The following is a 23,976-nucleotide window of genomic DNA, read 5'->3' as shown; positions in this document are numbered from 1 at the left end:
AAATACGGAGTATTAAAGAAACTGCTATAGTTATTAATGACTGGTTTTAAACTGATCACTTAGGATAATAATTTAGTAATGATTCTTATTTTTACCAACACAATTTGTTTTATTTAGTTATTTGATTTTTAAGAATAATATTTTTAGGTGTAATCCTTTTTATATTTCGTAAATTAAAATAAGAAATAAATCGTGCGTAATATCAAAAAACTTGCAATTATTTTTTTCTAAAATGACATTGTATCTACCACTTTAGTGGTAGTTCTTGGTGTTAATTTAAACTTGCAACATTAAAACTCACGATTAAATTAAATATCTATATTGAATGATTGTTAAAAAATAATTAAAAAACTGTCGGTATTCCCTGTTTTGAGTCATTCTGATGTTCAAAAGTTATCAAGAATTCGAATGCGGTGATTTTCCGTTGTAAGTGGTGTTATTACTCCTTTTACCTACTTGGTAGTATGTATTTTTCTAACCTCTATCGTTAATATTTCTCATAAATAATACACATATAAAAACTGCGGTTTATCAGTACTTTTTTACGATTTTGTTGGCAATGTAAAGGAAATCAACATGGTTGATCTCACCCGTCGGGGAGTATTAACTGGTGCGTGGCGTAATGCCGCTCCAGTGGTTCGACCGCCATGGAGTGGTAGTGAAGCGCACTTTATTGAAAAGTGTACCCGCTGCAATGCTTGTGTAGAAAGTTGTGAAACAACAATTTTATACGCTGGCGCAGGTGGGTACCCTGTTGTCGATTTTAAACGTGGCGAATGCACCTTTTGCTACGCGTGTGCGACCGCCTGCCCTGAACCTATTTTTCTGCCACAACAAACCCAACCTTGGGATATCACCGTTTCTATCGGTCAGAACTGCCTTGCGTTTAAATCTATCGAATGTCGCCGTTGCCAAGACAGTTGTGAGCCTGAAGTTATCTCTTTTCGTCCGTCACTGGCAGGTATTTACCAGCCAAAAATAGAAACACAAGGCTGTACAGGCTGTGGTGCCTGTGTTGCAGGCTGCCCTGTATCAGCCATTACCGTGGAGCATGAACATGCACAGTAAATATCAAGTGTGCAGTTTGATTGTACAAATAAAAAGCGAACGAATGTCTGCTGTGACCGAAAAAATAAATCAGTTTCCGAACTGTGAAGTGGCGATTAGCGCCCCTGAAAATGGAAAACTGATTGTCGTTGTTGAAGGGCAAGGCAGTAAAACGTTGTTAGATACTATTGATTTAGTACGCGATATCGAAGGCGTGCTAGATGTTTCGCTGGTGTATCACCAGCAGGATGAGCAAGGTGAGGAAGATTATGAAACTCAGTCGTCGTAGCTTTATGAAAGCCAATGCGATAGCGGCCGCTGCTGCGGCGGCAGGTATTGGCACTCCCAGTATTGCCAAAGCGGTCGTCGGTCAACAAGAAAGTATTAAATGGGACAAAGCCCCTTGCCGTTTTTGTGGTACAGGTTGTGGCGTTCTTGTTGGCACTCAAAATGGCCGTATTGTTGCGAGCCAAGGTGATCCTGAAGCCCCTGTAAACCGTGGCCTGAACTGCATCAAAGGCTATTTTTTACCGAAAATCATGTACGGAAAAGACCGTTTAACGCAGCCAATGTTGCGCATGAAAGATGGCGAATATGACAAAAATGGTGAGTTCACACCGATCACGTGGGAACAAGCGTTTGATGTCATGGAAGAAAAAGTCAAAACCACTTTAAAAGAAAAAGGGCCAGAAGGGATCGGCATGTTCGGTTCAGGCCAATGGACTGTTTGGGAAGGTTATGCAGCTTCTAAACTGTTTAAAGGTGGTTTTCGTTCTAACAACTTAGATCCGAACGCGCGTCACTGTATGGCGTCAGCAGTAGTGGGTTTTATGCGTACTTTTGGTATGGATGAACCGATGGGTTGTTATGATGATATTGAGCACGCAGATGCTTTTGTTCTGTGGGGTTCAAACATGGCTGAAATGCACCCTATTTTGTGGTCTCGCATTACTAACCGCCGTTTATCTAACCCAGATGTACGTGTTGCAGTGTTGTCTACGTTTAAACACCGTAGCTTTGAACTTGCCGATAACGGCATTGTATTTACGCCGCAGTCTGATTTGGTGATCCTGAACTATATTGCGAATTATATTATTCAAAATAATGCAGTTAATCAGGACTTCCTGGATAAACACGTTAACCTACGCCGCGGTGCAACAGATATCGGTTATGGCTTACGCCCAACTCACCCATTAGAAAAAAGCGCGAAAAATGCAGGTTCTGATGCCTCTGAACCAATGACATGGGACGAATATAAAGCCTTTGTTGCGGAATATACCTTAGATAAAACCGCGGAAATGACCGGGGTACCAAAAGACCAGTTAGAAGAGTTAGCGAAGCTGTATGCAGACCCGAAAACCAAAGTAGTTTCTTACTGGACTATGGGCTTTAACCAGCACACCCGCGGAGTTTGGGCAAATAATCTTGCGTACAATCTGCATTTATTAACGGGCAAAATTTCTCAACCAGGCTGTGGTCCTTTCTCCTTAACAGGCCAGCCATCAGCCTGTGGTACCGCGCGTGAAGTGGGGACGTTCTCACACCGCTTACCTGCGGACATGGTGGTCACTAACGAAAAACACCGTGAAAAAGTGGAAGGTGTTTGGGGATTACCTGCGGGCACCATCCCAGAAAAAGTTGGTTTACACGCCGTTGCACAAGACCGCGCCTTAAAAGACGGGAAGCTAAATTTCTACTGGGTCATGTGTAATAACAACATGCAAGCGGGCCCAAATATCAATCAAGAGCGTATGCCGGGATGGCGCGATCCGCGTAACTTTATCGTGGTATCTGACCCATACCCAACTGTCAGTGCATTGTCCGCTGATTTAATCTTACCTACCGCGATGTGGGTAGAGAAAGAAGGGGCTTACGGCAACGCAGAGCGTCGTACCCAGTTTTGGCGTCAACAAGTTCAAGCGCCAGGTGAAGCAAAATCTGATTTAATGCAGATGGTGTTATTTTCTAAACGCTTTAAAACGGATGAAGTGTGGCCTGAAGAGTTACTGGCGAAAAAACCAGAACTACGCGGTAAAACCTTGTATGACGTGTTATTTGCCAACGAAGCTGTCACTAAATTCCCAGTGACAGAGTTAGCAGAAGACCAATTAAACGATGAATCCCGTGAGTTAGGCTTTTATTTACAAAAAGGCTTATTTGAAGAATATGCAGGTTTTGGTCGTGGACATGGTCATGACTTAGCAGACTTTGATGCTTACCACAAAGCTCGCGGTATTCGTTGGCCAGTAGTGGATGGCAAAGAAACCCAGTGGCGTTATAGCGAAGGAAATGACCCTTACGTTAAAGCGGGTGAAGGTTATCAATTCTACGGTAAACCTGATGGCAAAGCGGTTATTTTTGCACTGCCGTTTGAACCCGCTGCAGAAGCGCCAGATAAAGAATACGATTTGTGGTTATCAACAGGGCGTGTTCTTGAACATTGGCATACTGGCAGTATGACGCGTCGTGTGCCTGAGCTTCACCGCGCTTTCCCTGAATCATTAGTGTTTATGCACCCACTTGATGCGAAAGATCGTGGATTACGTCGTGGCGACAAAGTCAAAGTGGTTTCTCGCCGTGGTGATGTGACAACGATTGTTGAAACTCGCGGCCGTAATAGACCACCAAAAGGTTTGGTGTACATGGCATTCTTTGATGCTGCGCAATTAGTGAACAATTTAACACTGGATGCGACTGATCCACTTTCGAAAGAAACGGACTACAAAAAATGTGCCGTTAAACTGGAAAAGGTGTAATTGCTAATGCCCCAGAAAACGCATCCTAACAAGGTTAAGTCTCAGAACAGTCGCCGCCGCTTTTTGCGTGATGTAGGGCGTGCTGCGGGTGGGTTAGTGGCTGTTGGTGTGGTACTGGGGCTTCAGCAACAAACCTCCCGAGCGAGCGGTGTGAGACTTCGCCCGCCGGGTGCGCTAAATGAAGCTGCATTTGCGAGTGCCTGTGTGCGCTGCGGTCAATGCGTTCAAGCCTGCCCTTATGACATGTTGAAATTAGCGACATTGGCATCGGGTCTGGCAGCGGGAACACCGTATTTTATCGCCCGTGAAAACCCGTGTGAAATGTGTGAAGACATTCCATGTGCAAAAGTGTGCCCAAGTGGTGCGCTGGATAAAGACATTGAGTCTATCAATGATGCGCGTATGGGCTTGGCTGTGTTACTTGACCAAGAAAACTGTCTGAACTTCCAAGGGTTGCGTTGTGATGTGTGTTACCGCGTTTGTCCGCTTATTGACGAAGCGATCACATTGGAGCTTGAGCAGAATCATCGAACAGGTAAACACGCGCGTTTCTTACCAACGGTAAACAGCAATTACTGCACGGGTTGCGGTAAGTGCGAGCAAGCTTGTGTGCTGGAAGAAGCGGCTATCAAAGTGTTGCCAAGAGACTTGGCGAAAGGTGAATTAGGCCATCATTACCGTTTTGGTTGGCTGGAGGGAAACAATGGCAAATCGTAAACGCGACGCCGGACGTGAAGCTCAGGCAAAAAAAGGGTGGTGGCAAAGCCACAAATGGTTGGTGTTAAGGCGTGTCAGCCAATTATTGGTGCTAGCGATGTTTTTGAGTGGTCCATGGCTTGGTGTGTGGATCTTACACGGAAACTATAGCAGTAGCTTATTGTTAGACACAGTTCCATTGACCGACCCACTGATTACATTAGAGAGCTTAGCAAGTGGTTACTTACCAGGGATCTCTGCGCTGATCGGTGCCGCTATTGTGTTCGGTGTATATGCGCTATTAGGTAAACGTATTTTTTGCAGTTGGGTTTGCCCTGTTAATCCGATAACTGATGCTGCAGCATGGCTGCGCCGTAAGTTTGATTTGAACCAATCCGCCACCATTCCACGCTACATTCGTTATGTGTTGCTGGTGGTGATTTTAGTGGGGTCAGCGGTGACAGGTACTTTACTGTGGGAATGGCTAAATCCAGTTTCATTAATGGGGCGTAGTTTAATTTTCGGTTTTGGAAGTGGTGCATTGGTTTTAGTTGCGCTGTTTTTATTCGATTTATTGGTAGTGGAACATGGCTGGTGCGGTCACCTTTGCCCATTAGGCGCACTGTATGGTGTCGCGGGTTGTAAGGGCGCACTGGTCGTCACTGCGGTGAATAAAAAAGACTGTAGCCGCTGTATGGATTGTTTCCACGTTTGCCCGGAGCCGCAAGTGTTGCGTGCGCCGGTCCTCGATAAACAAGCCCCAGCACTGATTTCTGATAAAGACTGTATTACTTGCGGTCGTTGTATCGATGTCTGTTCTGAGGATGTTTTTAAAATAACACTACGATGGAGCTCGGGAGCTAAATCATGAAAAATTCAGTCCTGAAAAAGACGCTAAGCCGCGCAATCGCAGGTATGGTCTTTGTTGTCAGTGGTCTAGTTTGGGCTGCTAATGGTGTCGATTTGACGCAATCGCCAGAAGTGTCTGGTACGACTGAGGGAAGTATTCATATTCCTAAAGAGCAAGAAAGAATGGCACTAAACTATGTGAACCAGCCGCCGATGATCCCACATAGCGTTGAGGGTTACCAAATTACCACCAACACGAACCGTTGTTTACAATGCCACGGCGTTGAAAACTACCGTACCACAGGTGCTCCACGTGTTAGTCCAACACACTTTATGGATGCAACTGGGAAAGTATTGGGGGAAGTCGCACCAAACCGTTATTTTTGTTTACAGTGCCATGTACCACAATCGGATACTCCGGCAATCATTGATAACACATTTACCCCATCCAAAGGTTTTGGGAAATAAGGGGGAATTATGGCAAATAATAACGAAAAACCAACAACAGGTGACAAGCCGAAGAAAAAAGGCTTGTTTGGGCTGATTGGACGTATATGGCAATGGTGGCGTAGACCTAGCCGCTTAGCATTAGGCACGTTATTGCTGATTGGTTTTGTCAGTGGCGTGATCTTCTGGGGTGGCTTTAACACAGGTATGGAGATGGCGAATACAGAAGAGTTTTGTATTAGCTGTCACGAAATGCGTGAAAATGTCTATGAAGAATATATGGATACGATTCACTATACTAACCGTAGTGGTGTTCGTGCAACCTGTCCAGATTGTCACGTACCTCACGAATTTGGTCCTAAAATGGTGCGTAAAATCCAAGCCAGTAAAGAATTATACGGGAAAATTTTTGGCATTATCGATACGCCGCAAAAATTTGAAGATCACCGTTTAGCGATGGCGCAAAGTGAGTGGCGGCGAATGAAAAACAATGACTCGCAGGAGTGCCGTAACTGCCACAACTTTGAGTATATGGACTTCACTGCCCAAAAAGGGGTGGCTGCCAAAATGCATGACCAAGCCGTTACGGAGGGTAAAACCTGTATAGACTGCCATAAAGGGATTGCACATAAGCTTCCTGATATGCGTGAAGTTGAACCAGGCTTTTAATCTGGAGTTATCGTTTTATGATTGGTTATCTCAATGAATTATAAGTGATGATCATGAAATAGGCTGATTATGCATAAGAGTATAATCAGCCTAAGTTATATTTGTGTTAAATCAATATCTTTGCTTTTTTAATGTGTATTGTATGATGCTGTCACTCAGCATTTACTAACAATATAATAAATCAGGGTAATTAAACTATGTGGAAAAAGCTTCATCAACTTGCCATCCCCGTTAACCTTTACCGGTTATGTGGGCGTCTAGTACCGTGGTTTATTATATTAAGTGTGATTTGTTTAGCGGTAGGTTGGGTCTGGGGTTTTGGTTTTGCACCAACCGATAAAGTGCAAAGCGAGAGTTACCGTATTATGTATATTCACGTACCTGCTGCGATGTGGTCAATGGGGATTTATGCCACGATGGCGATCACTGCCTTTATTGGGCTAGTGTGGCAGATGAAAGTGTCGGAGCTGGCGATTGCCGCAATGGCACCCGTTGGCGCGGTCTTTACTTTTATTGCATTAGTCACTGGCGCGACATGGGGTAAGCCGATGTGGGGCGCTTGGTGGGTGTGGGATGCACGTTTAACCTCTGAATTAATTCTATTTTTTCTGTATGTGGGCGTTATTGCGTTATGGCATGCCTTTGATGACCGCCGTACAGCGGGCAAAGCTGCGGCGATTTTAGTATTAATTGGCGTGATTAACTTACCTATCATTCACTACTCTGTTGAATGGTGGCAAACACTGCATCAGCCGTCGACACGCATGCAAGAAAGTATCAACCCAGCGATGCGCACACCACTGCGCCTAGCTATCCTTGGGTATCTATTCTTATTTATCTCTTTAACACTCATTCGCTTACGTAATCAGTTATTGATCCTCGAACGTAACCGCCCTTGGGTGCTCGATATTGTGAAAAAAGGAGGGCGCCTTAAATGACCAGCGCATTTGCATCTTGGAGCGATTTCTTTGCGATGGGAGGCTATGGGTTTTATGTCTGGTTGGCGGTGGCGCTGACCTTAATCCCTATATTGCTACTCTGTGTGCATACCGTTATCCAACGAAAAATGATCATTAATGCCATTATTCAACAGCAAGCTCGCGAACAAAGACAAAAAACCGCAAGAGCGCGTAGGGAGGAGATGTGAATATTCGTCGTCGTAACCGACTTTGGTTAATTTGTTCCATACTTATTGGTGTTGGCTTAACGCTAGCGCTGATCCTCTACGCACTGCGCTCAAGTATTGATCTCTTTTATACACCTGGTGAAATCATTTACGGTAAACGTGAAACTCAGCAGATGCCTGAAGTTGGGCAGCGTTTACGTGTGGGTGGTATGGTCATGCCAGGCAGCGTTGTGCGTGATGCTGATCCAAAATCATTAAAAATCACCTTCACCGTTTATGATGCAGAAGCAGAAATTGATGTCAGTTATGACGGAATTTTGCCAGACTTATTTAAAGAAGGGCAAGGTGTGGTCGTACAAGGTGAATTACAAGAAAATAATCATGTTCTAGCGAAAGAAGTGTTAGCCAAACATGATGAAAATTACACGCCGCCAGAAGTGGAAAAAGCAATGCAAGAAAACCATCGGAGACCAGCCGCAGCCTATAAGGAAAATGCGTCATGATCCCAGAAATTGGTAGCATTTTACTGTGCTTGGCACTCGGCCTTGCCGTTTTGCTGTCTATCTACCCATTGTGGGGAGTGGCGCGTAACGATACGCGTTTAATGGCCTCATCGCGTCCGTTGGCGTGGTTACTGTTTCTTTGTGTAACGGGGGCATTTCTTGTTCTCGTCAATGCGTTTGTCGTAAATGATTTTTCTGTCACTTATGTGGCGAACAACTCGAATACTCAACTACCGATTTGGTATCGCGTTGCCGCAACGTGGGGCGCTCACGAAGGTTCATTGTTGTTATGGGTCTTGTTGATGAGTGGCTGGACATTTGCGGTCGCGCTGTTTAGCTATCGCATGCCATTAGACATCGTAGCTCGTGTGCTTGCGGTGATGGGGATGGTGAGTGTTGGCTTTTTACTGTTTATCATTTTTACCTCAAACCCATTTTCACGCACATTACCGTCGTTCCCAATTGAAGGGCGCGACCTGAACCCATTGTTACAAGACCCCGGTCTTATTTTCCACCCACCTTTATTGTATATGGGCTATGTGGGTTTCTCAGTGGCATTTGCCTTTGCGATTGCGGCCTTGCTCAGTGGGCGATTAGACAGCTCCTTTACCCGTTTTGCCCGTCCTTGGACGATGGCTGCATGGTTTTTCTTAACGCTTGGGATCATGTTAGGTTCCGCATGGGCCTATTATGAACTTGGCTGGGGCGGCTGGTGGTTCTGGGATCCAGTAGAAAATGCCTCCTTTATGCCATGGCTAGTGGGAACGGCATTGATTCACTCTTTATCGGTGACGGAACAACGAGCGACATTTAAAGCGTGGTCATTGCTCTTATCGATATTTGCCTTCTCATTATGTTTACTCGGCACATTCTTGGTGCGTTCGGGCGTGTTAGTTTCTGTGCATGCGTTCGCCTCTGACCCATCCCGTGGGCTTTTCATCCTAGCATTTATGGTGCTGGTGATCGGCGGTTCGCTGCTCGTGTTTGCACTGCGAGGCCATAAAGTACGTTCACGCGTTAACAATGCGCTGTGGTCGCGTGAATCCATGTTATTGGGTAATAACGTGATTTTAACTGCGGCGATGCTCGTCGTGCTGCTTGGCACATTACTGCCGTTAGTTCATAAACAAATTGGGTTAGGCACCATTTCTATCGGTGAGCCGTTCTTTAATACCATGTTTATTGCATTGATGGTGCCATTTGCTTTGTTATTAGGGATTGGACCATTGGTTCGTTGGGGACGAGACCGTCCTGCAGCGATTAAAAAAATGCTAATTATTGCGACAGTGATGACGCTCATTCTGTCATTCGCATTACCAATGTTAATGGAAGACCGCGTTGAGGCATTGACCGTTGTTGGTTTGATGATGGCGATATGGATTACCATTTTAGCGTTCGCTGAAATGAAAGTGCGCATCAGCAAAAAAATCAAACTGACGCCAAGCTACTGGGGTATGGTATGTGCTCATTTAGGCTTAGCGGTAACGATTGTAGGGATTGCCTTTAGCCAAAACTACAGCATTGAGCGTGATGTGAAAATGAAACCAGGGGATAACATTGCTATTCACGGTTACACCTTCACCTTTAATGGTGTACGTGAAGCAGATGGCCCGAACTATCAAGGGGTTATCGGCAGTATTTCTGTCACCAAAAACGACAAAGTGGTGAGTATCTTAATGCCTGAAAAACGCTTTTATAGCGTGAGCCGTGCTGTCATGACGGAAGCCGCGATTGATGGTGGTATTACCCGCGATTTATACGCCGCCCTTGGTGAGGAAGTCGATAAAAATACGTGGACTATGCGTTTGTATTATAAGCCATTTGTTCGCTGGATCTGGTCTGGTGGTGTGTTAATGGCAATTGGCGCATTATTCTGCCTGTTTGACCCACGTTATCGTCGTCGTAAATTACAAGGGGAAACGGCATGAACCGCAAAGTCTTTTTAATCCCTTTTATTATCTTCGCAGGGATAGCCGCGGTGTTGCTGTGGCAGTTAATGCGTAATGCAGAAGGCGATGACCCACGTTTATTAGAGTCTGCATTAATTGGTAAGCCCGTACCTGTTTTTCGCTTGGAATCGTTAGAAAACCCTGGAAAGCATTACGAGTCAGAGGTGTTAACGCAAGGTCAGCCTATCTTATTGAATGTTTGGGCAACATGGTGCGTCACTTGCCGTGCGGAGCACCAGTACCTCAACTCGTTATCAGCGCAAGGTGTTCGTGTGGTTGGCTTAAATTATAAAGACAAACGCGATAAAGCAATTGTATGGTTGCGTCAGCTGGGTAACCCTTACGCATTAAGCCTATTTGATGGTGAAGGTATGTTAGCGCTCGATCTCGGGGTTTATGGTGCACCAGAAACCTTCCTTATTGATGGCAATGGGATTATTCGTTACCGCCACGCAGGGGCAATGGATGAACGTATTTGGGAAAAAGAATTTAAACCCCTTTGGGAGCGCTATAACCAGGAGGCGAACCAATGAGGTATTTACTCGGTCTATTGATGCTTGCACTCAGTGCAACAATCACGTATGCCTCTACGGAAGTATTTACGTTTGATAACGAACAACAAGAGCAGCAATTTCGTAAATTAACAGAAGAGCTGCGTTGTCCTAAGTGCCAAAATAACAGTATTGCCGACTCTAACTCGATGATTGCGCTGGATTTACGCCAAAAAGTGTATGAGTTGATGAAAGAAGGCAAAAACCGTGATGAAATCGTCGATTATATGGTGGCGCGTTATGGTTACTTTGTTACTTATAACCCACCCTTAACGCCATTAACAATGATGTTATGGGGGCTGCCATTTGTCGCTATCATCATTGGTGGCTGGATTATTTTTGCCCGCTCGAAAAAACGTGTGCGTATCAAGCAGGTGGAAAACGGTGAAGAAGATGAAGTTCCTGAAGCTTCACGGGCAAGTAATTGGGTCTATTTACCAGGCGTATTGATTGCACTAGGTGTTGCGGCGGGGGCATATTACCAAGTGGGTAGTTATGAAAAGGTGACTGATTGGAACAATGCTTATCAACAAGCACCTGCTTTGCTGGATAGAGCCTTAGACCCTTCTGAGCCACCGCTGAATAATGCAGAAATGGAGCATTTAGCATTAGGCTTGCGTACTCGCTTACAAGAAGATCCGCAAAATTTAGAAGCATGGGTGATGCTAGGGCGCATTGGTATGGTGCTTGGTAATGCAACTATGGCAACTGATGCTTATGGCCGCGCGTATCGTCTTTCGCCGAAAGATGAAAATGTAGTGATAGGTTATGCAGAAGTGTTAACGCGTTCTTCTGATCCTGAAGATAACCGTCAAGGTGCAGAGTTACTGAAAAAGCTGATTGCAGAAGACCGCACGAATGTAAAAGCGTTAAGTATTTTTGCCTTCAATGCATTTGAACAAGAACGTTATGCAGAGGCAATTTCAGCATGGCAAATGATGCTAAAACTGTTGCCCGAGAATGACCAGCGCCGAGTGATTATTGAGCGCAGCGTGGAGCAAGCACTGATGATGGTGCATGAAAAGAAAGGCTCGTCAGCTGATAAGTAGTATCGATTTTGCTCAATATGATCTAAACGGGGGCGTAAGCCCCCGTTTTGTTTTTATAGTTTCAAATTCATTCAGGTCACGTTAGCGCCTTCAGCGAACAACTTTTTGCTTTAAGGGGGGACGTTTCTATCAGATCATCCCAATTCCACTTAGCTTACCTTTGCCCTATTTATCAAATTAAGCGTGTTCCTATTTTAGATTTTTTTTAATTTATTGAATTGTGAATATCATCACAAATAGACACTTCTTCTTTATTGATAGATTATAGCGATGAATAAATATATTTATTACAATAAAATTAAACCTGTATCGCATAACAGATTGATAATTTAACTTTAAAATAATAAACAAACTATTTATTTGAAAATTAAATAACGAATAAAATGAGAGTTAATATTTTCTTATCTTTAAAGTGATTAGTTGAAATTCAATTAAATTAATTAATCAATTCTAATATTATATTGATAATAATAGGGTATTTTACTTTGGTTGTTCTTTTTTGGTTTTTTTTGTTTTTATTTTTATGCTTTTTGCTTTTTTTTGCTTTTGAATAGGAAGGTATGAGTATAGTCACATTAACGCAACAAGGTATAAATTAGAGTAAATGCCATGAGGTAAAAATGGCATGAAAGCAGAACGACATAAGAAAATAATTAGTATTTTAAAAAATACAGGCGCAGCAAAAGTTTCTGTTTTATCGAAAGAACTTAATGTCACGAAAGAAACCATTAGGGCGGATTTAAATTCTTTAGCAAAAAAAGGGATTATTAGCCGTTGCCATGGTGGCGCATATATTGAATTTGAAACCCTAGACAAAGTTGCTAAAAAAGAAATTATTCAATTTCTTGAGTGCAATGAAAGTTTTAATGAAAGAACAGATAAGGATGATGCCGTGTTAGGTAAAGTATGTGTATTAGGTTCATTTAACGTTGATATGATTAGTTATTTACCTCGACTTCCTGAAGCGGGTGAATCATTATTATCGAATAAATTTATTTTTTCACCAGGTGGAAAGGGGTGTAATCAAGCATTAGCTGCAAGTTATTCTGATTCTCCTGTGCATTTTATTACTAAAATAGGAACAGACCAATTTAGTGAGTATGCAATAAATTTTATTTCTTCATCAAAAATAAAAACATCAACAATATACCAAACAGAAAAATACCAAACAGGAACGGCATCTATATTTGTTTCTGAAAATAGTGGGGAAAATATTATTTCTATCTATCCAGGTTCAAATATGGATATCTCTGCGGATGAAGTTAAAATTCAGAAAGATAAAATTGTAAATTCAAATATTATTCTTCTTCAATTAGAAACGAATATTGAAGCATTAAGGGAAATAATCAAAATTGGCAATGAATATAAAATTCCGATTATTTTAAACCCTGCGCCTTACAATAACATCGTAAATGAGCTAATTGGAAAGGTCGATATTTTGACACCGAATGAAACAGAAGCAAGTTTGCTTTCTGACATCAATGTTGTGGACATTGAAACTGCCAAAAAAGCAGCTGAAATTATCTATAACAAAGGCGTAAAAAAGGTTGTCATTACACTCGGAAGTAAAGGCTCTATTGCATTTGATGGTAATAAGTTCATTTATTCTCCGGCTTACACTGCCGTTGTTAAAAATACGGCGGGTGCAGGTGATGCATTTAATGGGGCTCTAGCCGCTTCATTAGCAAAAGGAAAACAATTTTCTTATGCCTTACGTTATGCATCAGCGTTTTCATCCCTGGCTGTTGAAACAAGCAACGCTTCAGAAATGCCTGAAGATATTAATGTTATGCATCGTATTAATCAAACAACCTACTCGCAGGTTGTGACTCAATCCCCTGAATAAATTAATATTCTGAAACGAGGAAAAAAATGAAAATTTTATTTATTGGTGAATCATGGCATATCCATATGATCCACACAAAAGGTTATGACAGCTTTACATCAAGTAAATATGAAGAAGGTGCTACATTTTTACTAGAGTGCTTAAAAAATAAAGGTGTAGAAATTGATTATATGCCAGCCCACACAGTGCAAATGGCATTTCCTAAAACTGTCGAAGAATTAGAAAAATATGATGTTGTTGTAATCAGTGATATCGGTGCTAATACGTTCCTATTACAAAATGATACTTTCTATAATATGAAAGTATTACCAAATGCATTAGGCCTAATTAAGCAATACGTTAGTCAAGGTGGCGGCTTATTAATGATCGGTGGTTATTTATCTTTTATGGGTATTGAGGCCAAAGCGAATTATAAAAATACGTTATTAGCCGATGTATTACCAGTCGAAATGTTAGATGGCGATGACCGTGTGGAAACGCCAGAAGGTATTTTCGCAACACCCCAAAATATGCAGCATGAAGCAATTAAAGGATTTGGTAATTGGCCGATGTTCTTAGGCTATAACAAAGTTAAGCCAAGAGAAAATACAGAAGTTGTTTTAAATATTGGTGATGATCCATTATTGGTCTTTGGCCAATATGAAAACGGAAAAACAGGTTGTTTTATGAGTGACTGTTCACCGCATTGGGGAAGTCGTGAGTTTATGGCTTGGGAACATTATTCAGATATGTGGGTAAATATTCTAAAGGAAATCGCACGTTAATTAATTCTTTAAAAGTAAAAAACCAAACAATAAAGAAAATAAGTGCTGAATTATGTTCAGCACTTTGTAAGCCGATTACAAAAAATAATGACTCATAGTCAAAATCCAAAAGGAATATTTTATGAGTGTTAAAAGTTATTCTACTCCGTTTTTAATGATAGCAACGGTATTGGCCGGTATGTTATCGCCAATGCAATCTGCAGTGAATGGGCAGCTCGGTGATGTTTTAAAAGATGGTAATGCGAGTGCGGTTATTTCCTTTGCCAGTGGTTTGGTTGTGATGTTTTTTATCATTCTTGCGAAAAAACAAACTCGACAACAATTTGCAGCAATTCCGAGTTTAATTAAGAACAAAAAAATCCCACTGTGGAATTGGTTTGCAGGGTTATGTGGCGCAATGGTGGTATTTTCTGAAGGGGCATCAGCCAGCGCATTAGGGATTGCTACCTTCCAAACAGCACTGATTTCAGCATTATTACTTTCAGGATTATTATGCGACCGTTTTGGCATTGGTATTGATGAGAAAAAACCGTTTACTACTTTTCGTGTATTAGGCGCCGTTTTTGCTGTCGTTGCTACTTTATTTGTGGTGTCGCCACAGTGGCATTCCAGCTCAGCAATTTATTTAGCTATTCTGCCTTTCTTAGCGGGTTTATTAGCAGGTTGGCAGCCTGCAGGTAACTCAAAAGTGGCCGAAGCCACTGGCTCTATGATGGTTTCTATCACGTGGAACTTTATTGTTGGCTTTACTGTTTTAACGATTGCGTTAGTGATCCGTATGGCATTAGGCCATTTGACCCTTGATTTACCTGGCGTTTGGTGGATGTATTTAGGTGGTCCATTAGGGCTTATGTCGATTGCATTAATGGCTATTTTAGTTCGCGGTTTAGGTTTGTTGATGTTAGGTGTGGCTTCAACGGCTGGCCAGTTACTTGGTTCTGTATTAATTGACCTTCTATTACCATCTCTCGGTAATACCGTTTATTTAGTCACTATCATCGGCACTGTATTTGCTTTAGTGGGAGCGATTATCACCACCATTCCTGAGTTTAGAGAAGCAAAAGCGACAAAAGCCGCAGGAGTATAAAGATGAAAGGGTATATCCAAACAGTGATTGGGCCTGTTAAAAAAGAAGATATGGGACTGACACTACCACATGAACATTTGTTTAACGATTTATCAACGGTTGTCGATGAACCATTCTATGATTTCTCGCACGTTCTGGTTGATAAAAAAGTGAGTGCAGACATCCAATGGGGCCTTAAACATGACCCGTATTGCTGTTGCGATAACATGGATAAAAAACCCATTGAAGATGTTATCTATGAAGTGAATAACTTCAAAGAATTAGGTGGCAGAACATTAGTCGATGCAACAGGCTCAAAGGCGATTGGTCGCGATGTACACCAATTACGTGAAGTGGCGATTGAAACGGGCATTAATGTTGTCGCTTCTTCTGGTTTATATATCGAAAAGTTTGAAGGCTCTCGCCTCGTCAACGATATCGATGCCATGGCTAAAATGATTGATGATGAGCTGAATATTGGTATTGATGGAACCGATATCTGTGCTGGTATGATTGGTGAAATCGGTGTTTCACCTTTTTTTACTGAAGGTGAAAAGAACAGTTTACGCGCGGCCTCTGTTGCACAGTTGGCAAATGACCACGTTTCTATGAATATCCACATGCCAGGCTGGCAGCGTCGTGGTGATGAAGTCCTTGATATCTTAATTAAGGAAATGGGCGTTAACCCAGCTAAAATTTCATTGGCGCACTCAGACCCATCAGGGAAAGACTTTGATTACCAGCGTCGGATGTTAGACCGAGGAGTTTGGCTTGAATTTGACATGATAGGCCTTGATATTTCATTTCCAAAAGAAGGGGTTGCTCCTACAGTGACAGAAACTGCAGATGCGGTTTGTAAGTTGATTGAGATGGGCTATGGTCAGCAAATTGTGTTAAGCCATGATGTGTTCCTTAAGCAGATGTGGGCTAAAAATGGTGGAAATGGTTGGGGGTTTGTTCCTAATGTTTTCTTATCCTTACTTGCGAAAAAAGGTATTGATAAATCAATGATTAACCGTCTTTGTATTGATAACCCAGCAAATTTATTGGCATAAATACACTGATCTATTTTGCGTTTTATCTGAAGAGAAAACATGTGCGGTACTTTATTGGAGTGCCGCATTTTTTGTTTTTTAGTTTGATAAGGTATTTCAAGGAGCTTGAGTGAGTTTGTTAATCAGACAACTGATTGATTTTATTCTTGAAGAATATTGACCGCATATCACTAAAAATACTCATAAAACTCATATTGAATTAACATATTACACAAATATCAATAACAATGAGAATCTAAATAAGATACAATTGCGCGCTATAAATATCTACCCAGATGACGGAAAAACGTTGCACCAGCGCCCCTCAATCAGACAACTTGCTGCCTATCTGGCGTTATTAGCCGTTGCTATGTTGTTCATTGCGCCATTGATCTCTAAATCGATGGAACAGATGAATCATTGTATAGCGACGAATAACGTTACAGAGAACACTGTAATGGCAGAGCATTCGATGCATTTGCATCAAGGGATGTTGATGCCTGAAGGTTGTGAACATAGCAGTGCAATGAATCACCTGTTAATGACGGGGATTGGGCAGTCACCGATGGAAGATATTGCCTGCGGTTACTGTCAGTTATTGGTTCATTTTCCGTTTCTTATCTTATTGATTGCAGCCGTTATTCGGCAGCTCGCAACGCTAACACTGTTCCTACCATTTGAACGTAGTGTCCAGCTTTGGTTATTTAGACCTTGGACTTTGCGTTTAGCCAGAGCACCACCAATAATCTGATTTTCTTTAGCATGAATATTTCAACAAACTAATTCTATTTTTGCCTTATTCAGCAAGGTCGATTGCGTACGTCTTGAATTTGATTATATTTTCAAGAAACATCCCTGTAGGGAAGCATTGATTTTGTGATTAAAGCAAAGGTGGTGGTATTTTTATTGATATAAGAAACAGGTTAAAAATGAATACACTGCAATTTAAATTTGCACCTGCGGCAACATTGGTTATCAGCGCGATTTGTTCCGCCTCGGTTATGGCAAAAAATGAGATTAACCAAAGCCCAATCACTGAAAGCTCAGTCATGATTGTCACTGCTCCCGTTGATTCACCATTAACGATCACGACGTCGCCAAAAACACCAAGGCAGCCTGTTCCTGCTAGTGATGGCTCTGATTACCTCAAAACTATCCCTGGTTTTTCCCAAATTCGTAATGGTGGAACCAATGGCGATCCTGTTTTTCGTGGTATGTTTGGTTCGCGCTTGCGTATTTTAACCAATGACAGCGAAATGCTAGGGGCTTGCCCATCACGGATGGATGCGCCAACATCTTATACATCCCCTGAAAACTTTGATGTGCTTAATATGATTAAAGGGCCTCAAACGGTGCTCTGGGGACCCGGTAATTCAGCAGGGACAATTCGTTTTGAACGTGAAAAACCGTTATTCACCGAAGGTGGAATTAAAGGAAATGCAAGCGCGCTAACCGCGTCAAATAACCGTTGGGATGCGAATGCGGATGTTAGCGTGGGCAACGAAACAGGTTACTTACGTGTTATTGGCAATAAATCCCGTTCTAATGACTATAAAGATGGCAATGGCGATAAAGTCCCGTCGAAATGGGACAAATGGAATGCGGATATTGCAATTGGCTGGACGCCAGATGAATACACGTTATTAGAACTTACTGCTGGGAAAGGTGATGGTGAAGCACGTTATGCAGGGCGTGGCATGGATGGCTCTCAATTTAAACGTGAAAGTTATGGACTTCGTTTTGAAAAGAGCAATATCGGTGATGTTCTCGACAAAATAGAAGCCAGTGCTTATTACAATTATGCTGACCATATTATGGATAACTATTCTCTACGCTCACCATCAGGTGGCGGAATGGGCGGACATATGGGGATGGGGCATGGCGGTCACGGTATGATGAATATGCCAATGAAAATGCGTGTTGACCGTGAAACGATGGGCGGCCGTGTGATGGGAACATGGCTCTGGACGGACTATGAGCTGCGAGCGGGGGCAGATATGCAAACCAATAAGCACCGCAGCAAAAGTACAAGTGGTTGGATGAAAGATGCACAATTCCAAGATTACGGCCTATTTAGTGAGTTAACATGGCAAGCTACCACACAAGGAAAGGTTGTCAGCGGGGCACGTTTGGATCGTGTACTTGTTGAAAATAATAAAGAAATCGGTTCATCAGGTCGTAACACCGTTATGCCAGCAGGTTTTGCTCGTTATGAGCATTCCCTCGAAAATACCCCTGTTATGCTGTATGCCGGTGTCGGTTACACTGAACGTTTTCCAGATTATTGGGAATTATTTTCACCGAAAATGGGGCCAGATGGTACCCACAATGTTTTTGACCGCCTAAAAACAGAAAAAACAACTCAACTTGATATTGGGGCAAAGTATAGCCATGAAAATACCAATGCGTGGGTTTCTGCCTATATTGGCCGTGTTGATGATTTCATTCTTTTCCGTTATAGCGCCAGCAATCCACGGATGAGCCAAGTTGAAAATGTGAATGCTATGATTATGGGGGGAGAGCTAGGCGTAGCACAAAAACTTAGTGACGAGTGGAAAGCTGATGCTAGCCTTGCTTATGCATGGGGAGAAAACAGAACAGACGGTAAAGCGCTTCCTCAGATGCCACCTCTTGAAAGTCGCTTTGGTTTGTCATGGGAAAAAGGGGACTGGACAACAACGGGCTTAGTTCGTGTTGTGAGTCGCCAAAACCGTGTGGCTATCAATGACGGCAATGTGGTGGGAAAAGACTTTAGCAAAAGCGCGGGCTTTACCATTTTCTCACTAAATACTGCATACAAAGTGAATGAAAATGTGAAATTAAGCGCTGGGGTCGATAATCTGTTTGATAAAACTTACAGTGAGCACTTAAATTTAGCGGGTAATAGCGGATTTGGTTATTCATCTAATATGCCAGTGAATGAACCTGGTAGAACGTTTTGGGCTAAAGTAAACGTGACATTTTAATTTATAATATGAGAATAACCCGCTATTTATTAGCGGGTTACTAAGAAATTTTTTAAATTATGACGGGTATATAATAATTGAGTTCTTGAATATAGTTATGTGGGTCATTAATAAAATCATGATAAGTTGGCTTAGACTTCAATATGTAGAGCTCAACATCGGAGCCATCCCCACGCATAATGTCCATTTCTGCGAGTACTTTGCCATATGCTGTGTAAATGATATCGTTATAATCAATCCCTTGCAGACTGCCATCGAATTTGATTTCTAAATAATTTCCTGCGGGGACTTGTAAGTTTTTTGCTTGTGCAGGAACGATATCTACATCTTTTTCATCTAAAGCCGTGGTATATAAGAAACGGCCTTCTTCGGTAGCATTTAAATCAACACCATGAATAGCATATAAATGTTGGGTAACATATTGGTTATTATCAAGGAATAATTTCCAATAATGACGTCTGAGCTCTTCAGTCTTAAGGTTCCATTCATTGATATCTTGTGTATAACGGTGTTGGACACCCAATAAATTGGTTGCAGTTAATTGGGTTAATCTAACTTGCACTTGTAATTCTTTGCTATCTCGAATTGGGAGGCAGAATCCGTCAACTTTCCAGCCTTCACGTTTTCGGTATTCAGATGGTGTCAGGTTAAACTGCTTTTTGAAGGCCCTGCAAAATGTTTGCTGAGAATCAAAGCGATAACGAAGAGAAATATCCATAATGCTATCATTGGTTAATCGCAACGCAACAGCGGAACAAGATAGACGCCTAGCACGAATATAAGAGCCTAATGCTAAGCCCGTCTGGTTTTTAAATAGACGCTGAAAGTGCCATTTAGTATATCCAGACCTATCGGCAACTGTATCAAGGGATAGGCGAGATTCTAAATTTTGTTCAATCCAAAGAATGATTTCTCTGATAACGCTTTCTTGTAGCATGATAATCCTTTCAATTCGCTTTTTACTTAAGATCAACAGAATGCAAAACTATCAATAGCAGGAGCCAATGTTAGGTGAGTATTCATGAGTCCTCTAAATAAGGATAGCATGTCTACTGACAATTTAATTAAAAAGATGTGAAGTTAAGTAAGTTTTGCAATTGTATGATTTAAATAAAAATCAACGCAATACGCCTATTCGGTGTTAACTTAAATTATTGCCTAATAAAAAGATAAAACTCAATTTTTATAAACTTAATTTTAGTATTAAATTAATATATAAAAATAAGGTGTCAAATAAGGTAGAAGATTATCACTTATGATACGTCAATATTAGATGGTATTTTAATGATTATTAAAAAAAGAATTGTATGCAGCAGATAATCTTGTCTTTATTTTATGGGGGGGATAAGTTATTTGAATATTTTTATAGATATCTGAATTTTTTATGATTTGAAGGTTGAAAATTAGTTTTGAGTTTGTTTTTATTGACTAATCCTTGGTGATGGAAACTTATTGATACGGTTGAAAACAAATTGTCACGTTAATTCTAAGGAAATAACAATAAATAGCTCAGATTGATTTTATAAGATAGGGAAAATAAGCTAGAATTTTAACTTAATTAAAAAGTAAATTACAAAACTAGAATAACATTATTGGATTATTCTTAAAAAGAAAATCCATTTTGTTTTTTGGGGAATTAATTTGTGATCTAATTCAACTTTAAAGTGTAACGATGTAATCTTAAAAAAACGTTTGTTTTCAAATGGATGTTTCTATTTTTTGGTTTTATTTATAAAGAAATAGTCTTATTTTGATGTGTTTAACTGAGGTTTTATTATTATGAATCAATTTATACACTTAATGGGAATGGTAATTTACGCCTCGATTAATTGTAATGTTATTAAATCTATTTGGGGGAGTTATGAGTAAAGATAATATCGCTAAAATGTTAGGCTTAAAAATTAGAATGCAACGAGAGAGTCATAAAATGACAATAAAACAAACAGCGACTTTAATTGGCGTTTCGGAGGATGAAATGAGTCGTTTTGAGAACGGTGATAGCTGTATTGATGTTGATTCATTATTTCAATTTGCTTATTTATTTAATTTAGAGCCAACCACTTTTTTATATGGCGTTGTTAACACGAATAGTGGCGTGCGCAGTACATTGCATTAGTTAATTTGTAATGTCAGTCATCAGACTAGCTTCTATAAGATGTCTTTTGTGAATTGTCATTTTGAATATACATTATATAAATTCAATACGTTATGAAATACGAAAGCGAATTGCTTTTTACTTCATCAGGTATTCAAAAATGGAGTTACACTAAATAAAACCATTATTAGTTAGATGGTTTATTATTTCGTCAGTAAGTTTGTTCGCTTGTAACCAGTGATTCTTTTGCAATAATTTTTCGTCGTTATGTAATTTTAGGATAAATTGGTCAAGTTGCTTAACGATAGATGTTTTCTCGTTAATGCTTTGATTTTCTTTATTAATAATAAATTTACTCTCAGCTTCATAGCTGTGATTACACTGTTTAAGTGAAATTTTATCGGTAATATTTCCAGTATTAAAAAATAGCTCAATTGAAACGAGCAGCCCGCCTTTATGGCGAAGGTTAATAATGAGAACATCACCATTTTCCATTTTTGCGAAAGGGTGTGAGTATTGAACTGAAGTTTCGGTTAGGGATAAGTCAGGTAATAACGATAAAAGTAATTCAACTTTTTGCGTCAATGCACTGCGTAATATATTGAAAGGGAGTCTATTTTCAGGCTCGATCATTCGATGGGAAGAAAGTCGTAATAACCCTGTTTCGGATTTATTTTTGACAGCTAAAGACGTTTTGAGTTGATTAAATGTATCTTCAAAAGAAAGCACTGGGTTGTAATAAATGCAAACGCCGTTACGTTTTGCTTGTTTAAATAACTCAGTTAGCTCAGGCTCTTTATAGTTGGGGATATTATTCAGCAAGAGATCTTTTCCTGCATCGATAGTGCGTTCTATCGTGAATTTGAGTAATTCATCACTGCACACTGATGTCATGATGATGGAGTTCACATCATCATTATTTATCAGTTCCTCGATTTTGCGCTTTTGGCACATATAATAGCTCATTGATGGTAACGATGGTTCAATATCACAAATTGCTTTGAGCTCACAATGATGTGCGCTCAATTTGACTGCTTGAATATACGGTAAATTTTGGTTGTACGTTCCGATTAAACCAACGCCAGTACGCTCTAGGGACGTGACGGAATGTTGCTCTTCAAGTAAACGAAGGTGACCTAGTAAATACAGAAAGTGTGTGTTTACCATGTTTTACCCCTATTTTTGCTGCCTATCGGAAATTCACATAATCTCAACATAACAGGGTGAAATAATAATTTCATTTTAATGTTTTGTTGGAATTTGTATTTTCTGATGTAACTCACAATTTACAGAAAATAATGTCGAAAAATCACATTTAAATTGTCGAGTCGAACAAAAGTGTGGGAGAGGAAGAATGGCTAATATAGAGCAGCTAAATAGAAGGCTCTTAACCCATGGAGGAGTGAGTTAAGAGCAATTATGCTTATATGAGCTTGCTGCCTTGGCGATAGGCTAAGGCTACAGTAAGTGATTGGGCTAAACATAATGTAGCAGACTGTGAACGAAAAGCATCAACTTGGGCTTCTTTAATCACAAAGCAGACATCACTAAAACTGGCCAATGGGCTGATTTGACTATCTGTGATAACAATTTGTTTTGCCCCTGTTTGAGCCGCTTTTTCACTTACCATCACAGTTTCTGAGGCATAAGGTGTGAAACTGATCGATATAACAACATCATTTTCGCTAATTCGGCTGATTTGCTCTTTAAACATTCCACCCAGCCCATCAATTAAAATTGGGCGGCATTCTAAATGACTCAGTGCGTAACTGAGATAAGTTGCAACGCTAAAGGAACGGCGTAAGCCAATAATGTAGACATTTTGTGCTCCTGCCAATAATGATACAGCTTTTTCCATATCTTCAGCAGGCGTTCTTGCTGCCATTTGCTGCAATGCTTGTGCGTTTGAATGCGCAAATTCTTTTAAAATTTGAGCTGGATCATCGCTTAGCTCCTGCTCACTATCCATTTCACGAAAGAGTCTTGCTCTATCTGTATAGCTAGCGGTTTCCTCAACCAAATTCATTCGAAATAGTTGTTTCATTTCATTGAAGCCACTGAAATCGAAAGCATTGGCGAAGCGGATCAGTGTTGATGGGGGAACATCGGCTTCTTTAGCAATAACGGCAACGGTATCGAAGGCAACGCTGTTAGTATTATCGAGCACATACCTCGCTACCTGTTGTAAGCGTTTACTGAGTTCGTCATAACGTGCACGAACTTGCTCTTGAAACTCATTTAAATTTGCTGCACTTGACATATAACCTCCATGATTTGGCTCTAATTGTAGTTGTTTTGTGCCGTTAGTCGAATCTTTTTGAAACAATCAGTTCATACGACCAAGCCTTTTCTCATCGCCTATCTTAAACTATGTAGTTTTCATTCAACAAATTGAATGGGTTATCTCATGTTCTTCTTTTATTGAATACACTAGAACCGCCGCATTTAACCCGATAAGTTTGATTGTTCTTGGGGGAGTTAATGGCTAAATACAGTTTTTGAAACGAGTGTCTTTAAAGTGAATAGAAAATTTCATAAAAACTTTGGCTGGATCACATAAATT

The 23,976-nt window shown here is 40.9% G+C and carries 23 protein-coding genes; 20 read left to right on the top strand and 3 right to left on the bottom strand.

The genetic code is table 11. From position 1 onward, the window contains the following. The first annotated feature begins 576 nt into the window (after positions 1-576). The 19 genes from napF to AABS66_RS11985 all read left to right on the top strand — a co-directional run bounded on the left by napF (position 577) and on the right by AABS66_RS11985 (position 19,318). Positions 577-1,068, top strand: coding sequence for a ferredoxin-type protein NapF (gene napF, locus AABS66_RS12075; protein ID WP_206082775.1), 492 nt, complete (start codon positions 577-579; stop codon positions 1,066-1,068). Beyond that, complete coding sequence (napD, locus tag AABS66_RS12070) at positions 1,058-1,336, top strand: chaperone NapD (protein WP_206082774.1); 279 nt, start codon at positions 1,058-1,060, stop codon at positions 1,334-1,336. The genes napF and napD overlap by 11 nt, the downstream gene beginning before the upstream one ends. After that, positions 1,317-3,803: a nitrate reductase catalytic subunit NapA gene (napA, locus tag AABS66_RS12065; protein WP_206082773.1), complete on the top strand. Its 2,487-nt coding sequence runs from the start codon at positions 1,317-1,319 to the stop codon at positions 3,801-3,803. Before napD ends, napA begins: the two co-directional genes overlap by 20 nt. A 6-nt stretch (positions 3,804-3,809) precedes the next feature. Further along, positions 3,810-4,520, top strand: coding sequence for a ferredoxin-type protein NapG (napG, locus tag AABS66_RS12060; RefSeq protein ID WP_206082772.1), 711 nt, complete (start codon positions 3,810-3,812; stop codon positions 4,518-4,520). Then, positions 4,507-5,370, top strand: coding sequence for a quinol dehydrogenase ferredoxin subunit NapH (gene napH / locus AABS66_RS12055; protein WP_272539086.1), 864 nt, complete (start codon positions 4,507-4,509; stop codon positions 5,368-5,370). Before napG ends, napH begins: the two co-directional genes overlap by 14 nt. Beyond that, the gene (gene napB / locus AABS66_RS12050) at positions 5,367-5,816 is read left to right on the top strand and encodes a nitrate reductase cytochrome c-type subunit (RefSeq protein ID WP_206082770.1); all 450 of its coding nucleotides are present in this window, start codon (positions 5,367-5,369) and stop codon (positions 5,814-5,816) included. Before napH ends, napB begins: the two co-directional genes overlap by 4 nt. Before the next feature lie 9 nt (positions 5,817-5,825). Next, complete coding sequence (napC, locus tag AABS66_RS12045; RefSeq protein ID WP_349415689.1) at positions 5,826-6,464, top strand: cytochrome c-type protein NapC; 639 nt, start codon at positions 5,826-5,828, stop codon at positions 6,462-6,464. Positions 6,465-6,661: 197 nt separating this feature from the next. Then, a complete protein-coding gene (locus tag AABS66_RS12040; RefSeq protein ID WP_272539087.1) occupies positions 6,662-7,402 on the top strand; it encodes a heme ABC transporter permease in 741 nt (246 codons plus the stop codon). Then, on the top strand, positions 7,399-7,611 hold the full coding sequence (gene ccmD, locus AABS66_RS12035; RefSeq protein WP_206082767.1) for a heme exporter protein CcmD: 213 nt from the start codon (positions 7,399-7,401) through the stop codon (positions 7,609-7,611). The genes AABS66_RS12040 and ccmD overlap by 4 nt, the downstream gene beginning before the upstream one ends. Continuing rightward, complete coding sequence (gene ccmE, locus AABS66_RS12030) at positions 7,608-8,093, top strand: cytochrome c maturation protein CcmE (RefSeq protein WP_206082766.1); 486 nt, start codon at positions 7,608-7,610, stop codon at positions 8,091-8,093. Before ccmD ends, ccmE begins: the two co-directional genes overlap by 4 nt. Further along, positions 8,090-10,021, top strand: a complete 1,932-nt coding sequence (locus AABS66_RS12025) for a heme lyase CcmF/NrfE family subunit (protein WP_430224959.1) — start codon at positions 8,090-8,092, stop codon at positions 10,019-10,021. Before ccmE ends, AABS66_RS12025 begins: the two co-directional genes overlap by 4 nt. Next, on the top strand, positions 10,018-10,575 hold the full coding sequence (locus tag AABS66_RS12020) for a DsbE family thiol:disulfide interchange protein (protein ID WP_206082764.1): 558 nt from the start codon (positions 10,018-10,020) through the stop codon (positions 10,573-10,575). The genes AABS66_RS12025 and AABS66_RS12020 overlap by 4 nt, the downstream gene beginning before the upstream one ends. Continuing rightward, positions 10,572-11,642 (top strand): cytochrome c-type biogenesis protein CcmH, encoded by a 1,071-nt coding sequence (locus AABS66_RS12015; RefSeq protein WP_206082763.1) that lies wholly within the window; start codon positions 10,572-10,574, stop codon positions 11,640-11,642. The genes AABS66_RS12020 and AABS66_RS12015 overlap by 4 nt, the downstream gene beginning before the upstream one ends. A 625-nt stretch (positions 11,643-12,267) precedes the next feature. Beyond that, positions 12,268-13,488, top strand: a complete 1,221-nt coding sequence (locus AABS66_RS12010) for a PfkB family carbohydrate kinase (RefSeq protein ID WP_430224957.1) — start codon at positions 12,268-12,270, stop codon at positions 13,486-13,488. A 26-nt stretch (positions 13,489-13,514) separates the two neighbouring features. Then, a complete protein-coding gene (locus AABS66_RS12005; protein WP_430224956.1) occupies positions 13,515-14,252 on the top strand; it encodes a glutamine amidotransferase in 738 nt (245 codons plus the stop codon). A 121-nt stretch (positions 14,253-14,373) separates the two neighbouring features. Further along, a complete protein-coding gene (locus AABS66_RS12000; RefSeq protein WP_430224955.1) occupies positions 14,374-15,339 on the top strand; it encodes a DMT family transporter in 966 nt (321 codons plus the stop codon). A 2-nt stretch (positions 15,340-15,341) separates the two neighbouring features. Beyond that, the gene (locus tag AABS66_RS11995) at positions 15,342-16,373 is read left to right on the top strand and encodes a phosphotriesterase family protein (RefSeq protein ID WP_206082759.1); all 1,032 of its coding nucleotides are present in this window, start codon (positions 15,342-15,344) and stop codon (positions 16,371-16,373) included. A 250-nt stretch (positions 16,374-16,623) separates the two neighbouring features. Continuing rightward, positions 16,624-17,103 carry a DUF2946 domain-containing protein gene (locus AABS66_RS11990; RefSeq protein WP_430224954.1) on the top strand — a complete coding sequence of 160 codons (480 nt, stop codon included), beginning with the start codon at positions 16,624-16,626 and terminating at the stop codon, positions 17,101-17,103. 178 nt (positions 17,104-17,281) lie between these two features. After that, complete coding sequence (locus tag AABS66_RS11985; RefSeq protein WP_430224953.1) at positions 17,282-19,318, top strand: TonB-dependent copper receptor; 2,037 nt, start codon at positions 17,282-17,284, stop codon at positions 19,316-19,318. A 52-nt stretch (positions 19,319-19,370) separates the two neighbouring features. On the opposite strand, the gene AABS66_RS11980 is transcribed toward AABS66_RS11985, so the two are convergent. Then, entirely contained in the window at positions 19,371-20,255 is an 885-nt protein-coding gene (locus AABS66_RS11980; RefSeq protein WP_206082757.1) for a helix-turn-helix domain-containing protein, read from the bottom strand. Between the two features lie 924 nt (positions 20,256-21,179). Here AABS66_RS11980 and AABS66_RS11975 point away from each other — a divergent pair. Beyond that, positions 21,180-21,434, top strand: coding sequence for a helix-turn-helix domain-containing protein (locus AABS66_RS11975; protein ID WP_206082756.1), 255 nt, complete (start codon positions 21,180-21,182; stop codon positions 21,432-21,434). Positions 21,435-21,584: 150 nt separating this feature from the next. Here AABS66_RS11975 and AABS66_RS11970 read toward each other — a convergent pair whose 3' ends face one another. Both AABS66_RS11970 and AABS66_RS11965 read right to left on the bottom strand, forming a co-directional pair. After that, complete coding sequence (locus AABS66_RS11970; RefSeq protein WP_430224952.1) at positions 21,585-22,580, bottom strand: hypothetical protein; 996 nt, start codon at positions 22,578-22,580, stop codon at positions 21,585-21,587. Between the two features lie 256 nt (positions 22,581-22,836). Continuing rightward, on the bottom strand, positions 22,837-23,673 hold the full coding sequence (locus AABS66_RS11965; protein WP_206082755.1) for a MurR/RpiR family transcriptional regulator: 837 nt from the start codon (positions 23,671-23,673) through the stop codon (positions 22,837-22,839). Between the last annotated feature and the right edge of the window lie 303 nt (positions 23,674-23,976).

The organism is Providencia sp. SP181 (assembly GCF_050446505.1).
GTDB lineage: Bacteria > Pseudomonadota > Gammaproteobacteria > Enterobacterales > Enterobacteriaceae > Providencia > Providencia vermicola.
Note: the sequence above shows the minus strand (reverse complement) of the source record. Positions and strands in the feature narration are given on the sequence as shown.

What these genes read in the sequence shown, in the direction of transcription:
- napF (WP_206082775.1), top strand. Translation starts at nt 577, where the DNA reads ATGGTTGATCTCACCCGTCGGGGAGTATTAACTGGTGCGTGGCGTAAT.
- napD (WP_206082774.1), top strand. Translation starts at nt 1,058, where the DNA reads ATGCACAGTAAATATCAAGTGTGCAGTTTGATTGTACAAATAAAAAGC.
- napA (WP_206082773.1), top strand. Translation starts at nt 1,317, where the DNA reads ATGAAACTCAGTCGTCGTAGCTTTATGAAAGCCAATGCGATAGCGGCC.
- napG (WP_206082772.1), top strand. Translation starts at nt 3,810, where the DNA reads ATGCCCCAGAAAACGCATCCTAACAAGGTTAAGTCTCAGAACAGTCGC.
- napH (WP_272539086.1), top strand. Translation starts at nt 4,507, where the DNA reads ATGGCAAATCGTAAACGCGACGCCGGACGTGAAGCTCAGGCAAAAAAA.
- napB (WP_206082770.1), top strand. Translation starts at nt 5,367, where the DNA reads ATGAAAAATTCAGTCCTGAAAAAGACGCTAAGCCGCGCAATCGCAGGT.
- napC (WP_349415689.1), top strand. Translation starts at nt 5,826, where the DNA reads ATGGCAAATAATAACGAAAAACCAACAACAGGTGACAAGCCGAAGAAA.
- AABS66_RS12040 (WP_272539087.1), top strand. Translation starts at nt 6,662, where the DNA reads ATGTGGAAAAAGCTTCATCAACTTGCCATCCCCGTTAACCTTTACCGG.
- ccmD (WP_206082767.1), top strand. Translation starts at nt 7,399, where the DNA reads ATGACCAGCGCATTTGCATCTTGGAGCGATTTCTTTGCGATGGGAGGC.
- AABS66_RS12025 (WP_430224959.1), top strand. Translation starts at nt 8,090, where the DNA reads ATGATCCCAGAAATTGGTAGCATTTTACTGTGCTTGGCACTCGGCCTT.
- AABS66_RS12020 (WP_206082764.1), top strand. Translation starts at nt 10,018, where the DNA reads ATGAACCGCAAAGTCTTTTTAATCCCTTTTATTATCTTCGCAGGGATA.
- AABS66_RS12015 (WP_206082763.1), top strand. Translation starts at nt 10,572, where the DNA reads ATGAGGTATTTACTCGGTCTATTGATGCTTGCACTCAGTGCAACAATC.
- AABS66_RS12010 (WP_430224957.1), top strand. Translation starts at nt 12,268, where the DNA reads ATGAAAGCAGAACGACATAAGAAAATAATTAGTATTTTAAAAAATACA.
- AABS66_RS12005 (WP_430224956.1), top strand. Translation starts at nt 13,515, where the DNA reads ATGAAAATTTTATTTATTGGTGAATCATGGCATATCCATATGATCCAC.
- AABS66_RS12000 (WP_430224955.1), top strand. Translation starts at nt 14,374, where the DNA reads ATGAGTGTTAAAAGTTATTCTACTCCGTTTTTAATGATAGCAACGGTA.
- AABS66_RS11995 (WP_206082759.1), top strand. Translation starts at nt 15,342, where the DNA reads ATGAAAGGGTATATCCAAACAGTGATTGGGCCTGTTAAAAAAGAAGAT.
- AABS66_RS11985 (WP_430224953.1), top strand. Translation starts at nt 17,282, where the DNA reads ATGAATACACTGCAATTTAAATTTGCACCTGCGGCAACATTGGTTATC.
- AABS66_RS11980 (WP_206082757.1), bottom strand. Translation starts at nt 20,255, where the DNA reads ATGCTACAAGAAAGCGTTATCAGAGAAATCATTCTTTGGATTGAACAA.
- AABS66_RS11975 (WP_206082756.1), top strand. Translation starts at nt 21,180, where the DNA reads ATGAGTAAAGATAATATCGCTAAAATGTTAGGCTTAAAAATTAGAATG.
- AABS66_RS11970 (WP_430224952.1), bottom strand. Translation starts at nt 22,580, where the DNA reads ATGGTAAACACACACTTTCTGTATTTACTAGGTCACCTTCGTTTACTT.
- AABS66_RS11965 (WP_206082755.1), bottom strand. Translation starts at nt 23,673, where the DNA reads ATGTCAAGTGCAGCAAATTTAAATGAGTTTCAAGAGCAAGTTCGTGCA.